The following is a 17,857-nucleotide window of genomic DNA, read 5'->3' as shown; positions in this document are numbered from 1 at the left end:
CACAACTGCTGAGTCACAGTAGCGGCGCTAATAGTAACTGAGATATGGCCAAGAAAGATTAATAAAGACTGCGTTTTAAACCTAGTTAACAAAGCCTGGTTAGATTCCCCAAATTACCGTCCTGAAAGCGTCAGCAGTTGACCTGGCTTCAGTGCCTCTGGGCGTTCAATAGCATTCCACCTGATCAAATCTTGTTGAGTGACATTATAGCGTGACGCAATCACTGATAGGTTATCGCCACTTTCAACGCGGTGAACGCTTGGCGTGCTGGTCGATGCTAACGAAGTACTGTTTGATTGCGAAAGCTGAGCTAACACCTGAGTGTCGACTTCTTCAGGCACAAGTAACGTCTGTGCACTACGTGGGTCAAGGCTGCCATTCAGCAAGCCAGGGTTTAGCTCGGCCAGCGCGGATTGACTAACATCCAGAAGTTGAGAGGCCTGTGCCAGGCTAACTGGCTGCTCCAACTGAACTTTGGCAAAAGCGGGATCAGGATGAATGTCAGGGAGTGAGACCCCGTACTGTTCTGGATTATTGATGATCGTCGCAATGGCTTTAAGTTTGGGGACGTACTGCATCGTTTCGTGGGGCAGTGATAGTTCCCAGTAGTCGCCTGCAAGGCCTTGGCCCTGAGCTTGGCGTTGCGCACGGTTAACAGTGCCAGCACCGGCGTTGTAAGCGGCCAGCGAGAGCATTAGGTCACCCTCGTACCACTCATCTGCCTGCATTTCCAGGTAATCAAGCGCTGCTGCGGTAGACGTCACGACGTCTAAACGTCCATCGTAGTTGCCGTTGCGAACCAGGCCTAATGCATCTCCGGTACCCGGCATAAACTGCCAAAGCCCAGCGGCTCCTCGATGGCTTCGGGCGCTGGGGTCGAAAGAACTTTCAACAAACGGAATCAGCGCGATCTCACCAGGAAGGCCACGCTCGCTCACTTGCTGGGTGATCCAGGCAAGCCAGGGGGTTGCTCGTTCCGTGATGGCGGCAATATTTTGCGGGCTTGAACGGTAGTACTCTATCCACTTGTCAACGCGTGCTTGAGCATCGGCGGGGAGACTTTTTTCCTGCCACTGGAAGCTGTCACGAAGTGTGCTCCAGGCATCTTGGGGTTGTAGCTCAAGTGCTTCCCAGAAGTGATGCTGAAAGGCATTGGGGCGGGAATCGGGTGAAGCCGGCGCGTCATTGAGGGCGCTGTTAGGTTGATATGCTTCGGTAGTAGAGGCTTGGGAGCTGGCCGCTGCGGCTAAAAATAGGCTCACAATAACAGTGCTTCCAGCGCTTAGTAATAAGCGCTGGCGAATCGTTCGATAAGTCATAGTCGGTTCGTTTTTACTCGATAGCGTTCTTAAAAACGGTTCTTCCACTCGCGTAAAGTGGTGAACGTGGCGAGATCATCATCATTGACCCCATGTGTACCTACTGCTTGACGCACACTATCGGTGCTCACGCGCAAATAGGGGTTGATCTTCAGCTCGCGTCCTATCGTGCTGGGTAAGGTAGGTCGGTCTAATGCCCGAGCCTTCTCACACTCCTGCAGTGCGTATTTAACGTCTTCGTTATCAGGATCTGCAGCACGAGCAAATGTTAGATTCGCTTGCGTATATTCATGCGCTGCAAAGACCAGCGTATCCTCTGGGAGTTCCGCTAAGGTTTGAAGAGATGCAAACATTTGCTCTGGCGACCCTTCAAACAAGCGGCCACATCCACCACAAAACAGGGTGTCGCCGCAGAAAAGTAGCGCAGGAATTCCTGGAGTGAAGTAACTCACGTGATCTAACGTATGCCCTGGCGTGGCCATGACTTCAAAAAGACGCCCCATAATACGTACTTCATCGCCATGCCCTACCTGTTCCTTAATACCTTCAATAGTAGGATTGGAGGGGCCAATAACCCGGGGCGAGAAGCGTTTAATCAACTCTGTAAGGCCACCCGTATGATCATGATGGTGATGAGTGATTAAAATCGTATCAAGCGTTAAGGATTCACGCTCAAGAAACTCGATGACAGGTGCTGCTTCACCGGGATCCACCACGCAAACGCTTTGACTGGTATCCTGTCTTAATAGCCAAATGTAGTTATCGCTAAGTGCGGGAATCGGTGTCACGCTCATCATGGGCGAGATCCTTTAGTTCAAAAAAATAGACGCTCAATTAGACGCTTTCGAATGCGCTAACGCTGGCGTTCAAAACGTTAAAAAGCATTTACTGTGGAGGGAAGCGTTGTTCATGTCAACTTCGTCAACGGCAACTCGGCTCGCCCAGCAGATGGCGGAAAGCCAAGCGTACTGGCAAACAGAGGCTGGCCGTTCGCTATGGGAAACGCAGCGAGCGTGTTTGGGGCCGCTGGTTGAAGGACGCAAAGGTGGCCACAGTTTAGAGATGAGTATGGGGCCGACGTTGATGACGATGTCGGCTATTCCTCATGTCATTCGCTGGTCACCGACGAGAGCAACGGCGGAGGCTTCGTCCACGTTAGTCTGTCCGCCTGATCACCTTGCCTTACCAGACCGCAGTTTAGAGGTGGTGATTATTCATCACTGGCTAGAGCATTTGCCAGATGCCCATCACACGTTACAAGAGGCTGCCCGGGTAACTTCCGATAGCGGTGTGCTAGTTCTGTTTGGTTTCAATCCGCTAGGATTGAACGGGTTAACGCAGCGTTGGCGTAAGCAGCAAGGGAATTTCCCTTGGAGCGGGCAGTGGCGTACGGCTAGCCGTTTGCGCGATTGGCTGGCGTTTGTCGATTTTGACGTAGAACGCGTAGACTACTGCTGTTTTCGGGGGCCGATGAGCACCACCTGTGGAGAGCGCTGGGAAGCGTTGGGACGCAGGCATAATTTACCATTGGGTGAAAGTTACATGATTCAAGCGCAGCGGCGACAACGCCATGCGCCGGTAGAGCGTCTTAAATTCGGGTTGCGTGCACCGATCACTCCCACTTCTCTGGGAGCTACGCGAACCGGTGTTTCTGCGCGATACCACTCGGGTCAACGTCGTCTAGAAAAGGATAGTGAAAGTGAGTAAGCAAGCAACCGATGGGTTGCCTCGCGTTACGGTGTATACCGATGGGGCCTGTCGAGGAAATCCGGGCCCAGGCGGCTGGGGTGTAGTGCTGTCAAGCGGGCAGCATGAAAAGACGTTAAAAGGCTTCGAAGCAGATACCACTAACAACCGAATGGAATTAATGGCGGCCATTATGGCGTTGAGAACGCTAAACAAGCCGTGTGAAGTGGCTCTCTGGACCGATTCCCAGTATGTGCGCCAAGGAATTACTCAATGGATTCACAATTGGATTAAGCGAGGCTGGAAGACAGCGGCCAAGCAACCGGTTAAAAACGCTGAGCTTTGGAAGACCCTTCACGAGGAGACACAGCGGCATCGTGTCGAGTGGCACTGGGTAAAAGGGCATAGCGGGCACCCCGGTAATGAGCGCGCCGATGCGTTGGCTAACGAAGCCATTGATGAGCATAACAGGAGAGCAGCATGCGCCAAGTGATCTTGGATACGGAAACAACCGGCATTGACCCAAAAGATGGTCACCGATTAGTGGAAATTGGTGCCGTTGAAATGATTAACCGGCGGTTTACAGGGCGCTCCTATCATCAGTATATAAATCCTGAACGGCATATTGATGCTGAAGTCGTGGCGGTTCACGGTATTGATGACGCCAAGGTGGCGAATGAACCGGTGTTTGCCGAAATAGCCGATGACTTCTGGGCATTTATAGCAGGAGCCGAGCTGGTGATTCATAACGCCCCCTTCGATGTGGGGTTTATTGATCACGAGCTGACCATGTTAAACCAGCGGCGACGGTCCCCCGCGTTAGGTCCTGTTAGTGAACATTGCCGCATTCTTGATACGTTGGTGATGGCTCGTCAGATGCACCCAGGCCAGCGTAATAGTCTCGATGCGTTATGCAAGCGTTACGACATTGATAACGGTCATCGTGTGTTGCACGGCGCATTGCTTGATGCCGAGATCCTAGCCGACGTCTATTTGGCGATGACCGGCGGGCAAACGGCGCTGACGCTTGATTCAGAAGCATCGTCAGGTGAGCAGCAAAATAATCAAGCCAATGAAGGGCTGTCGGTGCAGCGTTTAGCGTTGACGCCAGGGCAGTTAAGGGTCGTCCGGCCTAGTGAGGAAGAGCGCGCCGCTCACCAAGCTAAATGTCAGGCGCATCAATTACGTTGGTTCGAGGGTGGTTGGTCTGAAGGTAATAGTGCCGATGCTTAGACGAGAAATTCCCCATTATGCGCGAGAAGGTCGTGTTATCCGCGTGTCCCGTAGTCATCTAGCGCCAGCACCGTTGGCTGAAGGTGGTGAGTTGACGCCGTTACAGCCGACTCAACCGTGGGACGAGCGGATGCAGCCGCTGTGCTACTGGCACGATGAGCCGGTGGCGCTGTTAGTGGAAAGTAAGCCGGGTGAGGACTGGATAGATGGACGGCAGTGGCTAGGGGAGTTGACTGCTTCCTGGTTCAGCCTGTTATCGACGGCGCTTCAGGTCGGTGCTTGGTTAGAGAACCATCGTTTTTGTGGGCGTTGCGGTGAGAAGGCAACCAAGTTGGAAGCTGAGTTTGCGATGCACTGTCATGCCTGTGGGCATCGTAACTATCCGCGCATTTCACCCTGCATTATCACGCTAGTCACCAGTGGGGAGGCGATGCTGTTAGCACGAAGCCCAAGATTCCCTCCTGGACGTTACTCAACACTTGCGGGCTTCATTGAGCCTGGGGAGTCTGCTGAAGAAGCGGTACATCGTGAGATATACGAAGAGGTAGGCGTACATGTAGAAAATCTTCGTTATCACCAAAGCCAAGCGTGGCCATTTCCGCACTCACTAATGTTTGGTTTTTTTGCAGAAGCGACGACGCGGCGCATTCATATCGATGGTGTGGAGATTAGTGATGCCGCTTGGTTTTCGCCAAGGCAGTTACCTTCATTGCCACCACCGTACTCAATTTCACGTGAACTTATCGAAGCGCATCTCGCCCGCTGGCGTTGAATGCTCGCGGGCGAGAACGGGCGTTATTTACTGGGAAACAGGCTGGTCAGCTTAGTGGCCAGCATGACATTGCCGGTAGCTTTCAGCTTACCCGTCATAAAAGCCGTCATGCCGTTGATGTCGCCGCTCATGATGCCTTTAAGCGTATCTGAACTCATGCTTAGGCTTACAGAAGGATCGTCGTGCTCGCCTTCGTGTGCGTTCAGAGTTCCATCTTGGATAACCATGTAATGGCTGCCCGCGTCAGAGAAATGAAATTGAAATACCTCATCCATTCCTTTGGCAGCTTCTGGGTTAAAGCGCGACTGAAGTTTATCTAACGTGTTCGATGACATTATAAATTCCCAAAAGTTATTTGGTCGTTAACCAAGCAGATGTAAGGCGTTAGGTGAGTTAGTTTCTCACGACGCTATCAACGAGGTTATTTTAAACAAGTGTTTTAATCAAGCTGGATTGTCGAGTAGGAGAGAAGGCATGAGTGACTGGATGGTAGAGATGGGCACGTTTTTGATTCAAGCCACCTTGCTGATGGCGATGGTGGGCATCGTGCTGGCGTTAGTGTTGCGTAATAAGGAGAGTGGGGATAATAGCCTTAAGCTAAGCGTAGAGTCGCTTAATGACCAGCGGCGCTCTCGTGGCCGCAGGCTGCGCGTTACCACGACAGAACAAGGTGCACGGAAAAAACTGGTAAAAGCGTTTCGCCAAGAAGAGAAAGCAAAACACAAGGCCGCCAAGCAAGGTAAAGGAGAGGCTCAGAGCGCTCAGAAGGTATGGGTGTTGGACTTTCATGGTGATCTCAAGGCTTCGCAAACTGAGCAGTTTGCTCAAGAAGTTTCCGCGATTATTGATGTTGCCGCAGCCGAGGATGAAGTTGTCGTGCGGTTAGAGTCGGCGGGCGGGCTCGTACATGCCTATGGCTTAGCGGCAGCGCAGCTTGACCGTCTTCAAGCAGCAGGTTTAACCACGACGGTATGTATCGACAAAGTGGCCGCCAGCGGCGGCTATATGATGGCGTGTACGGCCAACCATATTAAAGCTGCGCCGTTTGCGGTGATTGGCTCTATTGGCGTTGTGGCTCAGGTGCCTAATATTCATCGCTTGCTAAAGCGCAATGATATTGATGTCGAACTGCTGACGGCGGGCAAATACAAACGAACCTTGACCGTGCTGGGGGAAAATACCGAAGAGGGTCGTGAGAAGTTTATTGATGATTTAGAAAATACCCATCGGTTGTTTAAAGAGTATGTCTCTCAGCATCGTCCTGACATGGACATTGATGCACTAGCGACGGGTGAAATTTGGTACGGCAGTGAAGCGTTAGAACAGAAACTGACCGACAGCATTGGTACCAGTGAGGCGTATTTGGTAGAGCGTATGGCGCAGGCTCAGGTGTACAGCGTGAAGCTTGAACCGCCGAAAACCCTCAGCCGTAAGGTAGGCTTGGCTGTGTCGGCGGGCGTCGAGCAAGCCATTGTTAAAGGGCTTGGTTTAATCGATGCGGCTGGTTGGCAACGTCGATAGTCGATAGCTACTGTTAATAGCTGCTTTTCAGTTAGGTGGCGTAGTGGTGCGCCAGGGTGTCAATAATCGCCTTGGCGCTTTCACTACTTAGTGAGTAGTAAATGGTTTGCGATTCGCGGCGAGTGTCGACCAGTTGATCGCGACGCAAAATTGCCAAGTGTTGGCTTAACGCGGACTGGCTCAGCTCCAATTGCTGGTTGATTTGAGTGACTGAGAGCTCTTTTTCTGCCAGAAGGCAGAGTATTTGGAGACGTTTTTCGTTTGCCAATGCTTTAAGTAGATTAGTGCCCGCCTCAATGGCGTGGCAATCATGTTCAAGCAAACGGGCAGCGGCGCTAGTAGAAGCAGACATGAGGATCTCCTTGCCTACACTGTTGTGACAGCGTTGTTATAGGTTATTTAGGCATCGTCGCGTCGCGAGGATCAGTTGTTGAATGATCAGTAATTTAGCGGTGTTTGTCCAAACACTGGTTTAACGATCTATCAATGGTAGTGAAGTAGTGTTTTGTCGACAATAATGTTGGGCGTGTAGCGCTTTAGTCGCGATTTATCCCATAGTATGAGGGTGTGGCGGCTATTTTCTTTATAAAGTGTCAACAATCGATCGCTTTCATTGACACAATAAAGGCAAGCCCATCATGAGCCTCTATCAGCAAACTTATCAGCAATCTGTCGAAAACCCCGAAACATTCTGGGCTGAGCAGGCCAAGCGACTGCCTTGGTTCAAATTTCCTTCCACAATTCTTAGCTATGACGATCATCAACATGCTCGCTGGTTTGACGATGGCGAACTGAATATTTGCTACGCGGCGATCGATTATCACGTTGAGCAAGGCAGGGGTGACCAGCCTGCTATTCTATGGGATTCTCCCGTTACCCAAACAAAGCAAGCCATTACCTATCAAGCGTTGCGTGATCGTGTCGCGCAGTTTGCCGGAGGACTTGCTCGCCTTGGTGTGACGAAAGGGGATCGAGTGGTTATTTACATGCCGATGGTGCCAGAAGCGCTTATCGCAATGTATGCCTGCGCTCGATTAGGGGCGGTTCACTCGGTGGTATTTGGTGGCTTTGCACCCCACGAACTGGCGGTGCGCATCGAAGATGCTGAGCCAAAAGTAGTGATTGCTGCTTCCTGTGGCATAGAAGTAGATAAAGTGCTTCCTTACAAACCTATTGTTGATCAGGCCATTTCACTCAGCAGTTTCAAGCCGGATGCCTGCGTCGTTTTTCAACGTGAAGCCCACCGTGCAGAACTTCACGAAGGCGACCATGACTGGCAAACATTGGTAGCGGATGCACCGTTTGCTGATTGTGTTCCCGTAAAAGCGACCGATCCACTCTATGTTCTTTATACCTCTGGCACGACAGGTAAGCCCAAGGGGGTTATGCGAGATACAGGCGGGTATGCGGTAGCGTTAGCCTATTCGATGGAAGCAATCTATGCCCTGAACCCTGGCGATGTGATGTTCACGGCGTCGGATGTAGGGTGGGTAGTAGGACACTCTTATATTGTGTATGCGCCGCTGCTAAGAGGATGTACCACAATAGTGTATGAGGGGAAACCCGTTAAAACACCTGATGCAGGCGGCTTTTGGCGGTTAATTGACGAGTACAAGGTTAAAAGCTTTTTCACTGCGCCGACAGCCTTCCGCGCCATCAAAAAAGAAGATCCTGATGCCAAGCTGCTAGCTAATTATGATATCAGCAGCCTTGAACACTTATATGTAGCCGGTGAGCGTTTAGACCCTCCGACGTTTCATTGGCTTGATGACCTGCTGGATGTACCGGTAATCGATCATTGGTGGCAAACTGAAACCGGCTGGCCTATCGCAGCAAACTTGCCGGGCATTGAATCTGCGCCCACCAAAGCAGGCTCGGCAACCTTCCCGGTGCCTGGATTTAACGTGCAAATTTTGGATCGTGACGGTGAGCAAACAGACCCAATGCAGCAGGGCAGCGTGGTCATTAAGCAACCACTTCCACCTGGCTGCCTTATCGGTATCTGGCGTGATCCCCAACGTTTTCATAGTGCCTACATGGCAGCCTACCCGGGTTATTACCTGACTGGCGATGGTGGCTACTTCGATGAAGAGGGATACTTATTCATCATGGGTAGAACCGATGACGTGATCAACGTTGCCGGACATCGTCTTTCTACCGGCGAAATGGAAGAAATCGTCGGTGCGCACCCTGCGGTGGCTGAGTGTGCCGTGATTGGTATTCACGACGAGCTAAAGGGCCAACTACCCATCGGGCTAGTGATCACTAAAGATGGTTTTGATGGCGATGAAGCAACGCTTGAAGCAGAGCTGATTAGTCGAGTGCGCGAGCACATTGGGCCGATTGCTTGCTTTAAGCAGGTGTTGGTCGTCAATCGATTGCCTAAAACCCGCTCGGGTAAAATCTTGCGCAAGTTGCTGCGTAATATTGCCGACGGTAAGTCGTTCGGCATTCCCTCAACCATTGATGATCCGACTAGCTTAGAAGATGTGCATGCGGCGATGTGCGAGCGTTCTGTCGGCGCGTCGGGTCAAGCTAAGTCGCTAGACGTTTAGGTTAAAACGTTGCTAATAGCGTGATGAATAGAGTCGCCCCGGCAGGTGGGCGACTTTAATTACCTAACGGAAGGCGTATAATGCGCGCCCCAGTGGCGTTAACCGCGCTTAAATGAGGGTTCCCTAACCCCTCGGACTTGCAAAAAAAGGCCAACCTGCATGTTTGCATTAACCGACACCCAGCACCGCCGTTGCCTTCTGGTAATGGTCGCGTTTCATATTGGTATCATTGCCGCCAGTAACTACTTGGTTCAATTGCCATTTACCCTGTTTGGTTTTCATACCACCTGGGGCGCGTTCAGTTTCCCCTTTATCTTTCTTGCAACGGACTTAACGGTTCGTTTGTTCGGGAAAGGGCCTGCTCGCTCAATCATACTGCGGGTCATGTTTCCGGCGCTGGTGATTTCCTACGTTGTTTCGGTAATTTTTCCACGGGGAAGCTTTGCCGGTATCGAAGCCTTGGGTGAATGGAATTTATTTGTTGCCCGTATCGCGTTGGCTAGTTTCCTTGCTTACGTGCTAGGCCAGTTGCTCGATGTTCAAGTGTTTGATCGTCTTCGTCAGTGGGCGTGGTGGGTAGCTCCTGTTTGCTCTACCGTATTGGGCAATCTAGCGGATACGTTTGCTTTCTTTGCGACCGCATTTTATAACAGCCCAGACCCTTTTATGGCCGAACATTGGGTAGAAATAGCCGTGGTCGACTACGCCATTAAGCTAGGCATTAGTCTATTATTCTTCCTGCCTTTATATGGCCTGTTGTTAGCGTGGCTAACGCGTCGGCTAGTCGTGTGGACAGGGCAAACTGACGCATCCCCCCAAACCGCAAACGGCTAGGCTTAACGACCAAGCATAAATCCAAGCGTAACGACTGAGGAGCCCGCATGACTGATGATTCCCGTGTTGATCTTTATGTGATCGATTTGCCCGACGAATCAGGTAGCGACGATCAACTACCTCTTGTGGTGATCCACGGTTTGTTGGGTAGCGCCGATAACTGGCGTTCGCATTTAAAGGTTTGGCAGCGCAGTAGGCGGGTCATTGCTGTGGATCTTCGTAACCACGGCCGTTCACCTCATGCAGAAGGTATGAGCTATACCGCTATGAGCCAAGATGTGTTGGCGGCGCTCGATAAGCTTGGGATCGAACGCGCACATGTATTGGGTCACTCCATGGGCGGGAAGGTGGCTATTACGCTGGCGCGTATGAACCCTGAACGCTGTGCGTCACTGATGGTGGCAGATATCGCCCCGGTAGCTTATCAGCATGGCCACGACGATGTATTTGCTGCACTCGAACGGGTAAAAGCGGGTAAACCCACTAACCGCCGTGAAGCCGATGCCTTATTGGCCGAGCATGTTGACTCCCGTCCAACTCGGCTATTTCTTGCCACCAATTTAGTGCGCAATGAGCAGGGTGAGATGGAGGTGCGCGTTGGGTTGGATGAAATTCAACGTGGTTATGAAGCGATTATCGGCAAACCTGATGGTGACCGCGCTTTCGAAGGGCCGACACTGGTGCTTAAAGGCGCTGATTCGCACTACGTCGCAGATGACATGCTACCAGCGCTACGCGAAGTACTGCCACGCGCAAGAGTAGTAACACTTAAAAACGCCGGGCATTGGCTTCACGCCGATCAGCCAGAAGCATTCCAGCAAGCCGTTGATACATTTATGGCCGCCAACGCGTAGCCCTGCAGGCAACGCTAAGTAGCGTAGAGCTAGAGCGGCAGAACCGTCAGGTTGTGCCGCTCTGGTTCGCGTAAAAAACGGTTTAGGATGCGATAGGTATCCACATCAAATTTGGCAGCGACTCCCTTTAGCCCCAAGGCACGCTGTTTGGTCGTGGCGCTGCCTAAATAGCACCAGTGATCGACCACATGATGGCTAGTTGGGCCATTTTTACGGCTTTTCTCGCGAATAATAATTCGCCCCGGCCAGGGCCATGTTTTTACTTGAAAAGCTGCTAATGCTACTTGGGCGCGCTGCGTGTGGCTTTCAAGTGGCTCCTGCCCGCAGCAGGCGCCTCGACACTTGCCTAACTGATTAGCAAAACACCGTCCTGTTCCCTTATCTATTCCGAGCACTTGCGGGCAAAGCTGATGTGTTTCGGCAATATTACGCAGCGCATCTTTAGCTTCTTTGGCACTGCGAAACAGCCCAAAGAGCTTTCCCGGCTGAGGCTGGCTGATGGCTTTGCCGCTGACCAGCGTTGGGCAAGGTTGATCGGTTGGCCAATACCACGTTTTTAAATGCCCCTGACGGCGTAACTGTCGGTTCATAATCGGCATCAGCTCTTTGACTAGTTGAGCCTCTCTTAGCTGGGCGCTTAAATCGCCAGCGGTTTCTTCCCACTCAATGTGCTGTATTTGCTGGGCAAGGCGCATTTCTTTGTCGTCCTGGTGGTCGCGCTGGAAATGGCCAAGCACGCGGCTGCGTAAATTAATGCTTTTGCCAACGTACAAGGGAAGGCGGTTGTGACCATAAAACAAATAAACCCCTGGAGAAGCAGGAAGCCCGGTTAGTTGCTCACTGGGTAAATGTGCGGGCAGGCTTCGGTGGCGCTGCTCATCGGCTAGAGCGGCTTGCCAACTGCCAGCGTCATACTGCTGCTGCCAGGTTTCCCACAGCTTCCAAAGCGCAGTGGCATCATCCTCTGCCCGATGCTGGCGGGCTTGTGGAATGTTGAAATGCGCCAATAAGGCGCGGAGATTGTGCTTGGGCAGTTCAGGTATTAAGCGGCGGGAAATGCGCAGTGTGCAGCGGAGTAGCGGCTGATAGGTAATATCGGCACGCTTGAACTCGTTGCGCAGAAAGCTGGCATCAAAGCGTGCATTGTGGGCTACAAGGCAGTCTTCACCGAGCCATTCGCGCAAGCTGTGCGCAATGGTCTGAAAAGAGGGCGCATCAATCAGCATTTCATCATAAATGCCGGTGAGCTGGCTAATGTGAGAAGGCACGCTGGTGCCAGGATTAATCAGGCTGACCCAGCGATCCACTATGTGATCATTGACTACCTTTAAGGCAGCAATTTCGGTAATGCGGTCACGCGTCGCACGGGTGCCTGTCGTCTCAACATCAATAAATATCAGTGGTGTGTTACTCATGGTGCTTGCGTCATTACTACCTTATTTCAGCGTACATCGGCCAACGTATGAGGATTGACGGCTAGCCGGGCAACCGGCAATGCTGTTTCGATAATACCTGCTTGCTCAAGATAGTGTTCGAATGATGCATAGCGTCGGGCATCAAGAGCCGCCGGACTAATGGCAATGCGGCGTAATAGGTCGTCCCAGGCGGCTTCGTTAATCGCATTATCCAGTACAGGATGGCTGCTAATCAGCAGTGACCACGCTGCTTCCGGGTTTTCGATAATCCAATTGCTCGCCTCTTCCAAAGCAATAAGGACACGTGACCAAGTGGCTGATCGTCTTGTTACTGTGTCGCTATTTGCCAGTAGTATCAAACCGTCATGACGCGGCACGTCAACGTCGTTGTAACGTACGGTGTGGGTGATAATGCCATCTGACGCCAGCTGTTGTGGCAGAGTGTGATAAAAGCCATCGGCGATTGCATCAACTCGGCCTTCTCGCAGGGCACTGGCAGCATCAAAGTGGACGCTTTCCGGCGGGGCGAAATCGTCGATTTGGCGAAATGAGGTAGGCACCAGCTGATCTGCCAGCACATCACGCCCTTCGCGGGTGGAAAAGCCATAGTGCAACCCTGCAAGTTGATCGGTAGTTTCGCCTGTAGGGACGTCTCCCGCCACGATGACAGCATTTAGTGGTGTCTCAATCAGCGTGCCAATACGGGTAATAGCGGCACCATCGTGAACGTGTAAATGCAACAACGGCTGACGCGTTAACGCCAGATCAACTTCTCCCGCCGTCAACAGTTTGATCGCGATAGATGGGTCTGCGGGGGTTAATAATTCAAGTTCAAGTCCATGGGCAGCAAACAGGCCACGCTGCTTCGCCACAATTAAGGCTGCGTGCTGAGGGCTGACATACCAGTCTAGCATTAGACGAAGCTGCTTTAAGGGAGGCGGCTCTAATGGCGGTGGTGGTGCAAGCGCCATGCTGGGCGCTTCTTCCGGGTCATCTTCTGCTGCGTCATTGCCTGTAGGTGGCCATAGCCCAATGGGCAATGATACCTCGCTCTCAAGCGTAAGCGGCTCACTGCTACTAACTGTTTCGCTGTCTTCATTTGCGTAAGTGGCTGAAATTGAAAATAATAAAAAAATGCTTAATGTGAAGAATACAAGTGAACCGACACGCCAAAAAGCGTTCAACATAACCTTAACTCCCGATGGTATGACGCCGGAGTTTAGCTGTGAGGTGAAGGATCTGGCTAGCCCCTGTAAGCGACAAGCCTAACAAGCTCAGTAAATTGTACGGTGGCATGTAATAATAGAACGGCATTGATGGTGAGACGGAGAGACATGGACGCAATTTACACGTTCTTCTTAGTAGGCGGTTCCCTGATGGCGCTCAGCATTTTAGCGAGCCGTCTTTCTTCAATGATGGGAGTGCCGCTGCTACTGATTTTCTTAGGACTTGGCATGCTTGCGGGGGAAGAGGGCCTGCTAGGGGTTGAGTTTGACGATTACACCATGGCGTTCACGATTGGCCATCTAGCGCTCGCAATGATTCTGCTGGATGGCGGCCTTCGCACTCGATTAAAAACGTTCCGTGTCGGCTTTAGGCCTGCGCTCTCGTTAGCCACCTTTGGCGTCTTTATCACCAGCGCTATTGTTGGTGTCATTTCCATGTGGGTGTTTGACCTTTCCCTAGTACAGGGATTGCTTGTTGGGGCAATTGTTGGCTCCACCGATGCCGCAGCCGTGTTCTCGATGCTTAGCGGCCGTGGGGTTAACCTCAACGAGCGGGTAGGGGCCACGCTGGAAATTGAATCGGGTACCAACGACCCGATGGCCATTTTCCTCACGTTGATGTTGGTCGAGCTGTTGGTTGGTGATATTGGCGGCATTGGCGAAACACTGCTGTTCTTCATTTCCCAGTTTGGGATTGGTTTAGTTGTTGGTATTGGTGGTGGTTGGCTAAGCGCTAAGCTGCTGCGTTGGTTAGATCTAGCCCCGGGCCTTTATGCCATGCTAGCGCTGGCGCTTGGGTTTAGCGTGTTTGGATTAACCAGCGTGCTAGGCGGCAGCGGCTTCCTGGCCATTTATTTAGCAGGGTTGATGATTGGTAATCAGCCTGGGCGCCACCTTAACTTTATTCTTCCGGTACACGACGGGTTGGCTTGGCTGAGCCAAATTGGTTTGTTCCTGGTGCTGGGCTTACTCGTCACTCCAAGCCAGCTCTGGGACGTGGCATTGCCAGCAGGGCTAGTTGCGCTAGCACTGATTTTTGTTGCACGCCCCCTGGCGGTGTTGATCACCATTAAGCCATTTTTCAAATTCCGCTGGCGAGAAACCTTCTTTATTGCTTGGGTTGGCTTGCGGGGCGCGGTACCTATTGTATTGGCTATCTTCCCGTTAATCGGCGGGGTAGAAAACGCCTCGTTATACTTTAACGTAGCGTTTGCGGTGGTACTGATGTCGCTGCTTATTCAGGGCGGTTCGCTAACATTTATGGCGCGATGGCTGAAAGTAGAAGTGCCTGTAGGTACCACGCCGAACCGCCGAGGGCCGCTGGGCATAATGCCGGATAATGATTTTGAGATGTTTGTTTACGTGGTCGAAAACGAAGACTTAGAAGATGTTCCTATCCGGCTGCTGCGTTTCCCTTCGGGCGCATTGATTTCGGCGCTATTTCGCAACCACGTTATGCTTCACCCCAAAGGGAGTACGCGGCTTAAGCTTGATGATGTCATTTGTGTCATTGGCCGCACCGAAGACCTAGTCGCGCTCAATCGCCTATTCAACGGCGATGCAAAGCTTAAACAAGAGCGGGCCTTCTTTGGTACCTTTACCTTGGATGGCGAAGCGCAAATGCAGGATATTGCCCAAGCCTATGGTTTAACCTTAAGCCCCGGTGAGCAGGATATGACGCTTGCGGAGTTTATCTCGCTACGCGTCGGCGGCCACCCAGTAGTCGGCGACGATGTCGACTGGCATGGCATTCACTGGGTGGTTAGTGAAATGGAAGGCGGGAACATTACCCGTGTTGGCTTAAGGCTCTACTAATTAACCGGAAAGGCGTTGACTTCCAAGGGAAAGCTGTTATTATACGCACCCATAAGCCGGAGGGATGGCAGAGCGGTTGAATGCACCGGTCTTGAAAACCGGCATAGGTTAATAGCCTATCCAGGGTTCGAATCCCTGTCCCTCCGCCACAACATGGTTTCAGATGTTCCCATAAAGCACCTGAAACCCAGCAACGAAGCGCCTTAGGGCGCTTTTTTGTTGCCTGTAATTCCCAGAACACCCCTTGACTTCGCACCATCTAAGGGGGCATATGTGGGGGCATATGCCAAAACTACGTTTTTAGGTGCCCCCAATGACCCGAGCCACCAACAAGCTGACCGCTACCGCTGTGCGCAATGCCAAGCCGAAGGAAAAAGCCTATAAGCTGTCCGATGGTGGCGGTATGTATTTGGAGATCACCCCCAGCGGTGGCACTTACTGGCGGCTGAAATATCGCTTCAACGGCAAAGAGAAGCGGCTGGCGCTTGGCATCTATCCAGAGACCACACTAGCCCAGGCCCGTGAAAAGCGAGAGGATGCCCGCCGTCAGCTTGCTCAGGGGATTGACCCGAGCGCAGCGAAGCAAGCCGAGCGACGTGCAAGCAAGGTGGCGGCTGCCAATACACTGAACGCAGTGGCCACCGAATGGCTAGCCGTTCATAAAGATAAGGTGGTTCACGACCATTATCGGCACGACAAGCGCCGCCTAGAACTTCACTTGCTGCCGGTTTTGGGTAACCGTGTGCTTTCTGAGATCACGGCCCCAGAATTGCTTGATTGCCTGCGTAAGATTGAGAAGCAAGGCAAGCTAGAGACAGCTAAGCGAGTGCGCACCCTGGCGAGTATGATTTTTCGTTATGCCATAGCGACAGAGCGCGCCGACCGTGACCCCGCCGCCGATCTGAAAGGTGCCCTTAAATCGCCGCAGATAAAGCACCATCCCGCCATTACTGAACCTGATGAAATCGCCAAGCTGATGCGCGCCATTTACGCTTATTCTGGCGAGCCGGTAACGCTGGCCGCGCTCAAGTTGTCCGCGTTGGTGTTCGTTCGCCCTGGCGAGCTTCGCCGCGCTGAATGGGACGCGATCAACCTGGAAGAAGCAACCTGGAAGTTCACCCCGAGCAAAAACGGCCCGCCGCTAATCGTGCCGCTGGCTTCGCAAGCAATCGAGGTGCTGACCGATCTACACGACCTAACCGGACGAAGCCGTTATGTGTTCCCAGGTGCTAGAAGCCGTGACCGCCCAATGAGTGAGAACGCTATTACTGCCGCTATGGCTGGCATGGGCTATAAAGGCCGAATGACTGCCCACGGCTTTAGGGCCATGGCCCGCACGGTGCTAGAGGAGCGCTTAAACTTCCCACCCGCTCATATTGAGCAGCAATTGGCCCACGTAGTAAGAGACGCCAATGGGCGCGCCTACAACCGGACGGCTTTCCTAGAGCAGCGCCGCGAAATGCTGCAGGCGTGGGCCGACTACCTGGACGCGCTACGCGAAGGCAGTCAAAACGTGGTGCCATTCAAAGGTGCTAGTCATGGATAAAGAATGGGAAAAAACGGCCCTAGAGTTTATTAAAAGTTCTGACCGCAAGCGCTCTATTCGCCAACATGGCGAGGAAAAAGGGCGTCTTTTGTTCGCCTTAGAGGAGGCGATCTTAGCAGAAGACGAAGGCACTCAGTTAAGCGCTGAGGATGTTCGTGCGCTTGCAGAAGCGGCAAGGCGCTTTATTGGTGGTCGTGATCGTTATTTAGGAGAGCATGCTGGTCTAATACAGGCAAGAATTGGAACCGCAGATAAATTCAAAAGAGAAATGGCTATTCAGGAGTTGATAAAAGTCAGGATGAAAGGTGGCGAAAACAGCAAGCTTGATAATGAAACATATGAGGCTGTAGCGAAAAAATATGATATGAGCCGATCTACCCTGCAGAGAGAGGTAAAAGACCGCCGTCAAGAGAAAATGGTATATTCTGTTGATGGGAATGTGATGCTAGCCACCTTAGATAACCTTCTGAATTATAGAAAGAAAATGCTAAAAAAAGCCATCAATAAGGAAAATTAAAAAGATTTACTCCTCAAGGTGAGCTTGTCGTGAGTTATACCCAAAAGAGCTATTTAGCCAGCATTAGCCATGTAATCCCAAGAGCAACCAAGGTGATAACATGGCAACACTTCTTAAGCGCCCCGAAGTTCGCAAGCGCACCACACTAAGCGATTCCGCCCTTTACCGGCTTATGGAAAGGGGCCAATTTCCACGGCCTATTCAGCTTAACCCGCACGGTCGCGCCGTCGCTTGGGTAGAATCCGAAGTCGAGCAGTGGATTGAACAGCGCATTGAAGCCGCCCGCCAAGAAAAGGGGGCCGCGTGATGTTGACTATTCCCAGCGCTTCCCGCTATGCTTCACTTGCTGGCGCAAAATCGTCAGTCGGGCGTAGGAACCCGTTTACCTCTAGGCGCAATAGCGCCCCCATATTAGCAGGCGCTTTTTTTGTGCCCGCTGAATGTTATGGCGGCTGTGCGTGGGCAAGCTTCGGCTTGGCCGGTTTCCTAGAGTGCCGGTTTCCTACCCTGCGTACAGTCGCCACCCAATCCCGTAGGAAGGATCGTGGCGACTCCTTAACTCTA

Annotated in this window: 18 protein-coding genes and 1 tRNA gene; 13 read left to right on the top strand and 6 right to left on the bottom strand. The window is 52.1% G+C overall.

All coding sequences use genetic code 11. The annotated features are described in order from the left end of the window. Positions 1 to 113 precede the first annotated feature (113 nt). Together JFC11_RS13460 and gloB are read right to left on the bottom strand one after the other, a co-directional pair. Positions 114 to 1,319 carry a transglycosylase SLT domain-containing protein gene (locus JFC11_RS13460; RefSeq protein WP_198349753.1) on the bottom strand — a complete coding sequence of 402 codons (1,206 nt, stop codon included), beginning with the start codon at positions 1,317 to 1,319 and terminating at the stop codon, positions 114 to 116. A gap of 29 nt (positions 1,320 to 1,348) precedes the next feature. Further along, complete coding sequence (gene gloB / locus JFC11_RS13455) at positions 1,349 to 2,116, bottom strand: hydroxyacylglutathione hydrolase (RefSeq protein WP_095602885.1); 768 nt, start codon at positions 2,114 to 2,116, stop codon at positions 1,349 to 1,351. A gap of 112 nt (positions 2,117 to 2,228) precedes the next feature. Here gloB and JFC11_RS13450 point away from each other — a divergent pair, with 112 nt between their 5' ends. From JFC11_RS13450 to nudC, 4 genes are read left to right on the top strand one after another with little or no spacing between them, the layout of a single operon-like run. After that, positions 2,229 to 3,026: a methyltransferase domain-containing protein gene (locus JFC11_RS13450; protein ID WP_198349752.1), complete on the top strand. Its 798-nt coding sequence runs from the start codon at positions 2,229 to 2,231 to the stop codon at positions 3,024 to 3,026. Then, complete coding sequence (rnhA, locus tag JFC11_RS13445; RefSeq protein WP_038484029.1) at positions 3,019 to 3,498, top strand: ribonuclease HI; 480 nt, start codon at positions 3,019 to 3,021, stop codon at positions 3,496 to 3,498. Before JFC11_RS13450 ends, rnhA begins: the two co-directional genes overlap by 8 nt. After that, positions 3,486 to 4,238, top strand: a complete 753-nt coding sequence (gene dnaQ / locus JFC11_RS13440) for a DNA polymerase III subunit epsilon (protein WP_120386980.1) — start codon at positions 3,486 to 3,488, stop codon at positions 4,236 to 4,238. Before rnhA ends, dnaQ begins: the two co-directional genes overlap by 13 nt. Beyond that, entirely contained in the window at positions 4,231 to 5,010 is a 780-nt protein-coding gene (gene nudC, locus JFC11_RS13435) for an NAD(+) diphosphatase (RefSeq protein ID WP_038484035.1), read from the top strand. Before dnaQ ends, nudC begins: the two co-directional genes overlap by 8 nt. A gap of 23 nt (positions 5,011 to 5,033) precedes the next feature. Here the strand turns inward: nudC and JFC11_RS13430 are convergent, their stop codons facing one another. Next, entirely contained in the window at positions 5,034 to 5,345 is a 312-nt protein-coding gene (locus tag JFC11_RS13430) for an SCP2 sterol-binding domain-containing protein (protein ID WP_198349751.1), read from the bottom strand. Between the two features lie 139 nt (positions 5,346 to 5,484). On the opposite strand from JFC11_RS13430, the gene sohB reads away from it, so the two are divergent. Next, positions 5,485 to 6,531 (top strand): protease SohB, encoded by a 1,047-nt coding sequence (gene sohB / locus JFC11_RS13425; protein WP_038484041.1) that lies wholly within the window; start codon positions 5,485 to 5,487, stop codon positions 6,529 to 6,531. Positions 6,532 to 6,562: 31 nt separating this feature from the next. On the opposite strand, the gene JFC11_RS13420 is transcribed toward sohB, so the two are convergent. Further along, positions 6,563 to 6,883, bottom strand: a complete 321-nt coding sequence (locus JFC11_RS13420; RefSeq protein WP_038484043.1) for an ArsR/SmtB family transcription factor — start codon at positions 6,881 to 6,883, stop codon at positions 6,563 to 6,565. A 286-nt stretch (positions 6,884 to 7,169) separates the two neighbouring features. On the opposite strand from JFC11_RS13420, the gene JFC11_RS13415 reads away from it, so the two are divergent. The 3 genes from JFC11_RS13415 (at position 7,170) to JFC11_RS13405 (ending at position 10,774) form a co-directional block, all read left to right on the top strand. Then, positions 7,170 to 9,086, top strand: coding sequence for a propionyl-CoA synthetase (locus tag JFC11_RS13415; RefSeq protein WP_198349750.1), 1,917 nt, complete (start codon positions 7,170 to 7,172; stop codon positions 9,084 to 9,086). 159 nt (positions 9,087 to 9,245) lie between these two features. Beyond that, positions 9,246 to 9,920 (top strand): 7-cyano-7-deazaguanine/7-aminomethyl-7-deazaguanine transporter, encoded by a 675-nt coding sequence (locus tag JFC11_RS13410; protein ID WP_038484049.1) that lies wholly within the window; start codon positions 9,246 to 9,248, stop codon positions 9,918 to 9,920. A 47-nt stretch (positions 9,921 to 9,967) separates the two neighbouring features. Next, a complete protein-coding gene (locus JFC11_RS13405) occupies positions 9,968 to 10,774 on the top strand; it encodes an alpha/beta fold hydrolase (protein ID WP_198349749.1) in 807 nt (268 codons plus the stop codon). A 29-nt stretch (positions 10,775 to 10,803) separates the two neighbouring features. Here JFC11_RS13405 and JFC11_RS13400 read toward each other — a convergent pair whose 3' ends face one another. After that, positions 10,804 to 12,189, bottom strand: a complete 1,386-nt coding sequence (locus JFC11_RS13400; RefSeq protein WP_198349748.1) for a 3'-5' exonuclease family protein — start codon at positions 12,187 to 12,189, stop codon at positions 10,804 to 10,806. A 26-nt stretch (positions 12,190 to 12,215) separates the two neighbouring features. Beyond that, positions 12,216 to 13,376 (bottom strand): ABC transporter substrate-binding protein, encoded by a 1,161-nt coding sequence (locus tag JFC11_RS13395; RefSeq protein WP_198349747.1) that lies wholly within the window; start codon positions 13,374 to 13,376, stop codon positions 12,216 to 12,218. A 147-nt stretch (positions 13,377 to 13,523) separates the two neighbouring features. Between JFC11_RS13395 and JFC11_RS13390 the strand changes: the two genes are divergently transcribed. From JFC11_RS13390 to JFC11_RS13370, 5 genes are all read left to right on the top strand, one after another. Continuing rightward, positions 13,524 to 15,230, top strand: a complete 1,707-nt coding sequence (locus JFC11_RS13390) for a potassium/proton antiporter (RefSeq protein ID WP_038484061.1) — start codon at positions 13,524 to 13,526, stop codon at positions 15,228 to 15,230. 58 nt (positions 15,231 to 15,288) lie between these two features. Beyond that, positions 15,289 to 15,379, top strand: a tRNA-Ser gene (locus tag JFC11_RS13385). Positions 15,380 to 15,543: 164 nt separating this feature from the next. Next, positions 15,544 to 16,776 carry a tyrosine-type recombinase/integrase gene (locus tag JFC11_RS13380; RefSeq protein WP_198349746.1) on the top strand — a complete coding sequence of 411 codons (1,233 nt, stop codon included), beginning with the start codon at positions 15,544 to 15,546 and terminating at the stop codon, positions 16,774 to 16,776. Then, a complete protein-coding gene (locus JFC11_RS13375; RefSeq protein ID WP_198349745.1) occupies positions 16,769 to 17,293 on the top strand; it encodes a hypothetical protein in 525 nt (174 codons plus the stop codon). Before JFC11_RS13380 ends, JFC11_RS13375 begins: the two co-directional genes overlap by 8 nt. 100 nt (positions 17,294 to 17,393) lie before the next feature. Next, complete coding sequence (locus tag JFC11_RS13370; protein ID WP_198349744.1) at positions 17,394 to 17,600, top strand: helix-turn-helix transcriptional regulator; 207 nt, start codon at positions 17,394 to 17,396, stop codon at positions 17,598 to 17,600. The last annotated feature ends 257 nt before the right edge of the window (positions 17,601 to 17,857 follow it).

Source organism: Vreelandella alkaliphila (assembly GCF_016107625.1).
GTDB lineage: Bacteria > Pseudomonadota > Gammaproteobacteria > Pseudomonadales > Halomonadaceae > Vreelandella > Vreelandella alkaliphila.
The sequence above is the reverse complement of the archived record's forward strand: the minus strand, read 5'-3'. Positions and strand labels throughout refer to the sequence as shown.

What these genes read in the sequence shown, in the direction of transcription:
- JFC11_RS13460 (WP_198349753.1), bottom strand. Translation starts at nt 1,319, where the DNA reads ATGACTTATCGAACGATTCGCCAGCGCTTATTACTAAGCGCTGGAAGC.
- gloB (WP_095602885.1), bottom strand. Translation starts at nt 2,116, where the DNA reads ATGATGAGCGTGACACCGATTCCCGCACTTAGCGATAACTACATTTGG.
- JFC11_RS13450 (WP_198349752.1), top strand. Translation starts at nt 2,229, where the DNA reads ATGTCAACTTCGTCAACGGCAACTCGGCTCGCCCAGCAGATGGCGGAA.
- dnaQ (WP_120386980.1), top strand. Translation starts at nt 3,486, where the DNA reads ATGCGCCAAGTGATCTTGGATACGGAAACAACCGGCATTGACCCAAAA.
- nudC (WP_038484035.1), top strand. Translation starts at nt 4,231, where the DNA reads ATGCTTAGACGAGAAATTCCCCATTATGCGCGAGAAGGTCGTGTTATC.
- JFC11_RS13430 (WP_198349751.1), bottom strand. Translation starts at nt 5,345, where the DNA reads ATGTCATCGAACACGTTAGATAAACTTCAGTCGCGCTTTAACCCAGAA.
- sohB (WP_038484041.1), top strand. Translation starts at nt 5,485, where the DNA reads ATGAGTGACTGGATGGTAGAGATGGGCACGTTTTTGATTCAAGCCACC.
- JFC11_RS13420 (WP_038484043.1), bottom strand. Translation starts at nt 6,883, where the DNA reads ATGTCTGCTTCTACTAGCGCCGCTGCCCGTTTGCTTGAACATGATTGC.
- JFC11_RS13415 (WP_198349750.1), top strand. Translation starts at nt 7,170, where the DNA reads ATGAGCCTCTATCAGCAAACTTATCAGCAATCTGTCGAAAACCCCGAA.
- JFC11_RS13410 (WP_038484049.1), top strand. Translation starts at nt 9,246, where the DNA reads ATGTTTGCATTAACCGACACCCAGCACCGCCGTTGCCTTCTGGTAATG.
- JFC11_RS13405 (WP_198349749.1), top strand. Translation starts at nt 9,968, where the DNA reads ATGACTGATGATTCCCGTGTTGATCTTTATGTGATCGATTTGCCCGAC.
- JFC11_RS13400 (WP_198349748.1), bottom strand. Translation starts at nt 12,189, where the DNA reads ATGAGTAACACACCACTGATATTTATTGATGTTGAGACGACAGGCACC.
- JFC11_RS13395 (WP_198349747.1), bottom strand. Translation starts at nt 13,376, where the DNA reads ATGTTGAACGCTTTTTGGCGTGTCGGTTCACTTGTATTCTTCACATTA.
- JFC11_RS13390 (WP_038484061.1), top strand. Translation starts at nt 13,524, where the DNA reads ATGGACGCAATTTACACGTTCTTCTTAGTAGGCGGTTCCCTGATGGCG.
- JFC11_RS13380 (WP_198349746.1), top strand. Translation starts at nt 15,544, where the DNA reads ATGACCCGAGCCACCAACAAGCTGACCGCTACCGCTGTGCGCAATGCC.
- JFC11_RS13375 (WP_198349745.1), top strand. Translation starts at nt 16,769, where the DNA reads ATGGATAAAGAATGGGAAAAAACGGCCCTAGAGTTTATTAAAAGTTCT.
- JFC11_RS13370 (WP_198349744.1), top strand. Translation starts at nt 17,394, where the DNA reads ATGGCAACACTTCTTAAGCGCCCCGAAGTTCGCAAGCGCACCACACTA.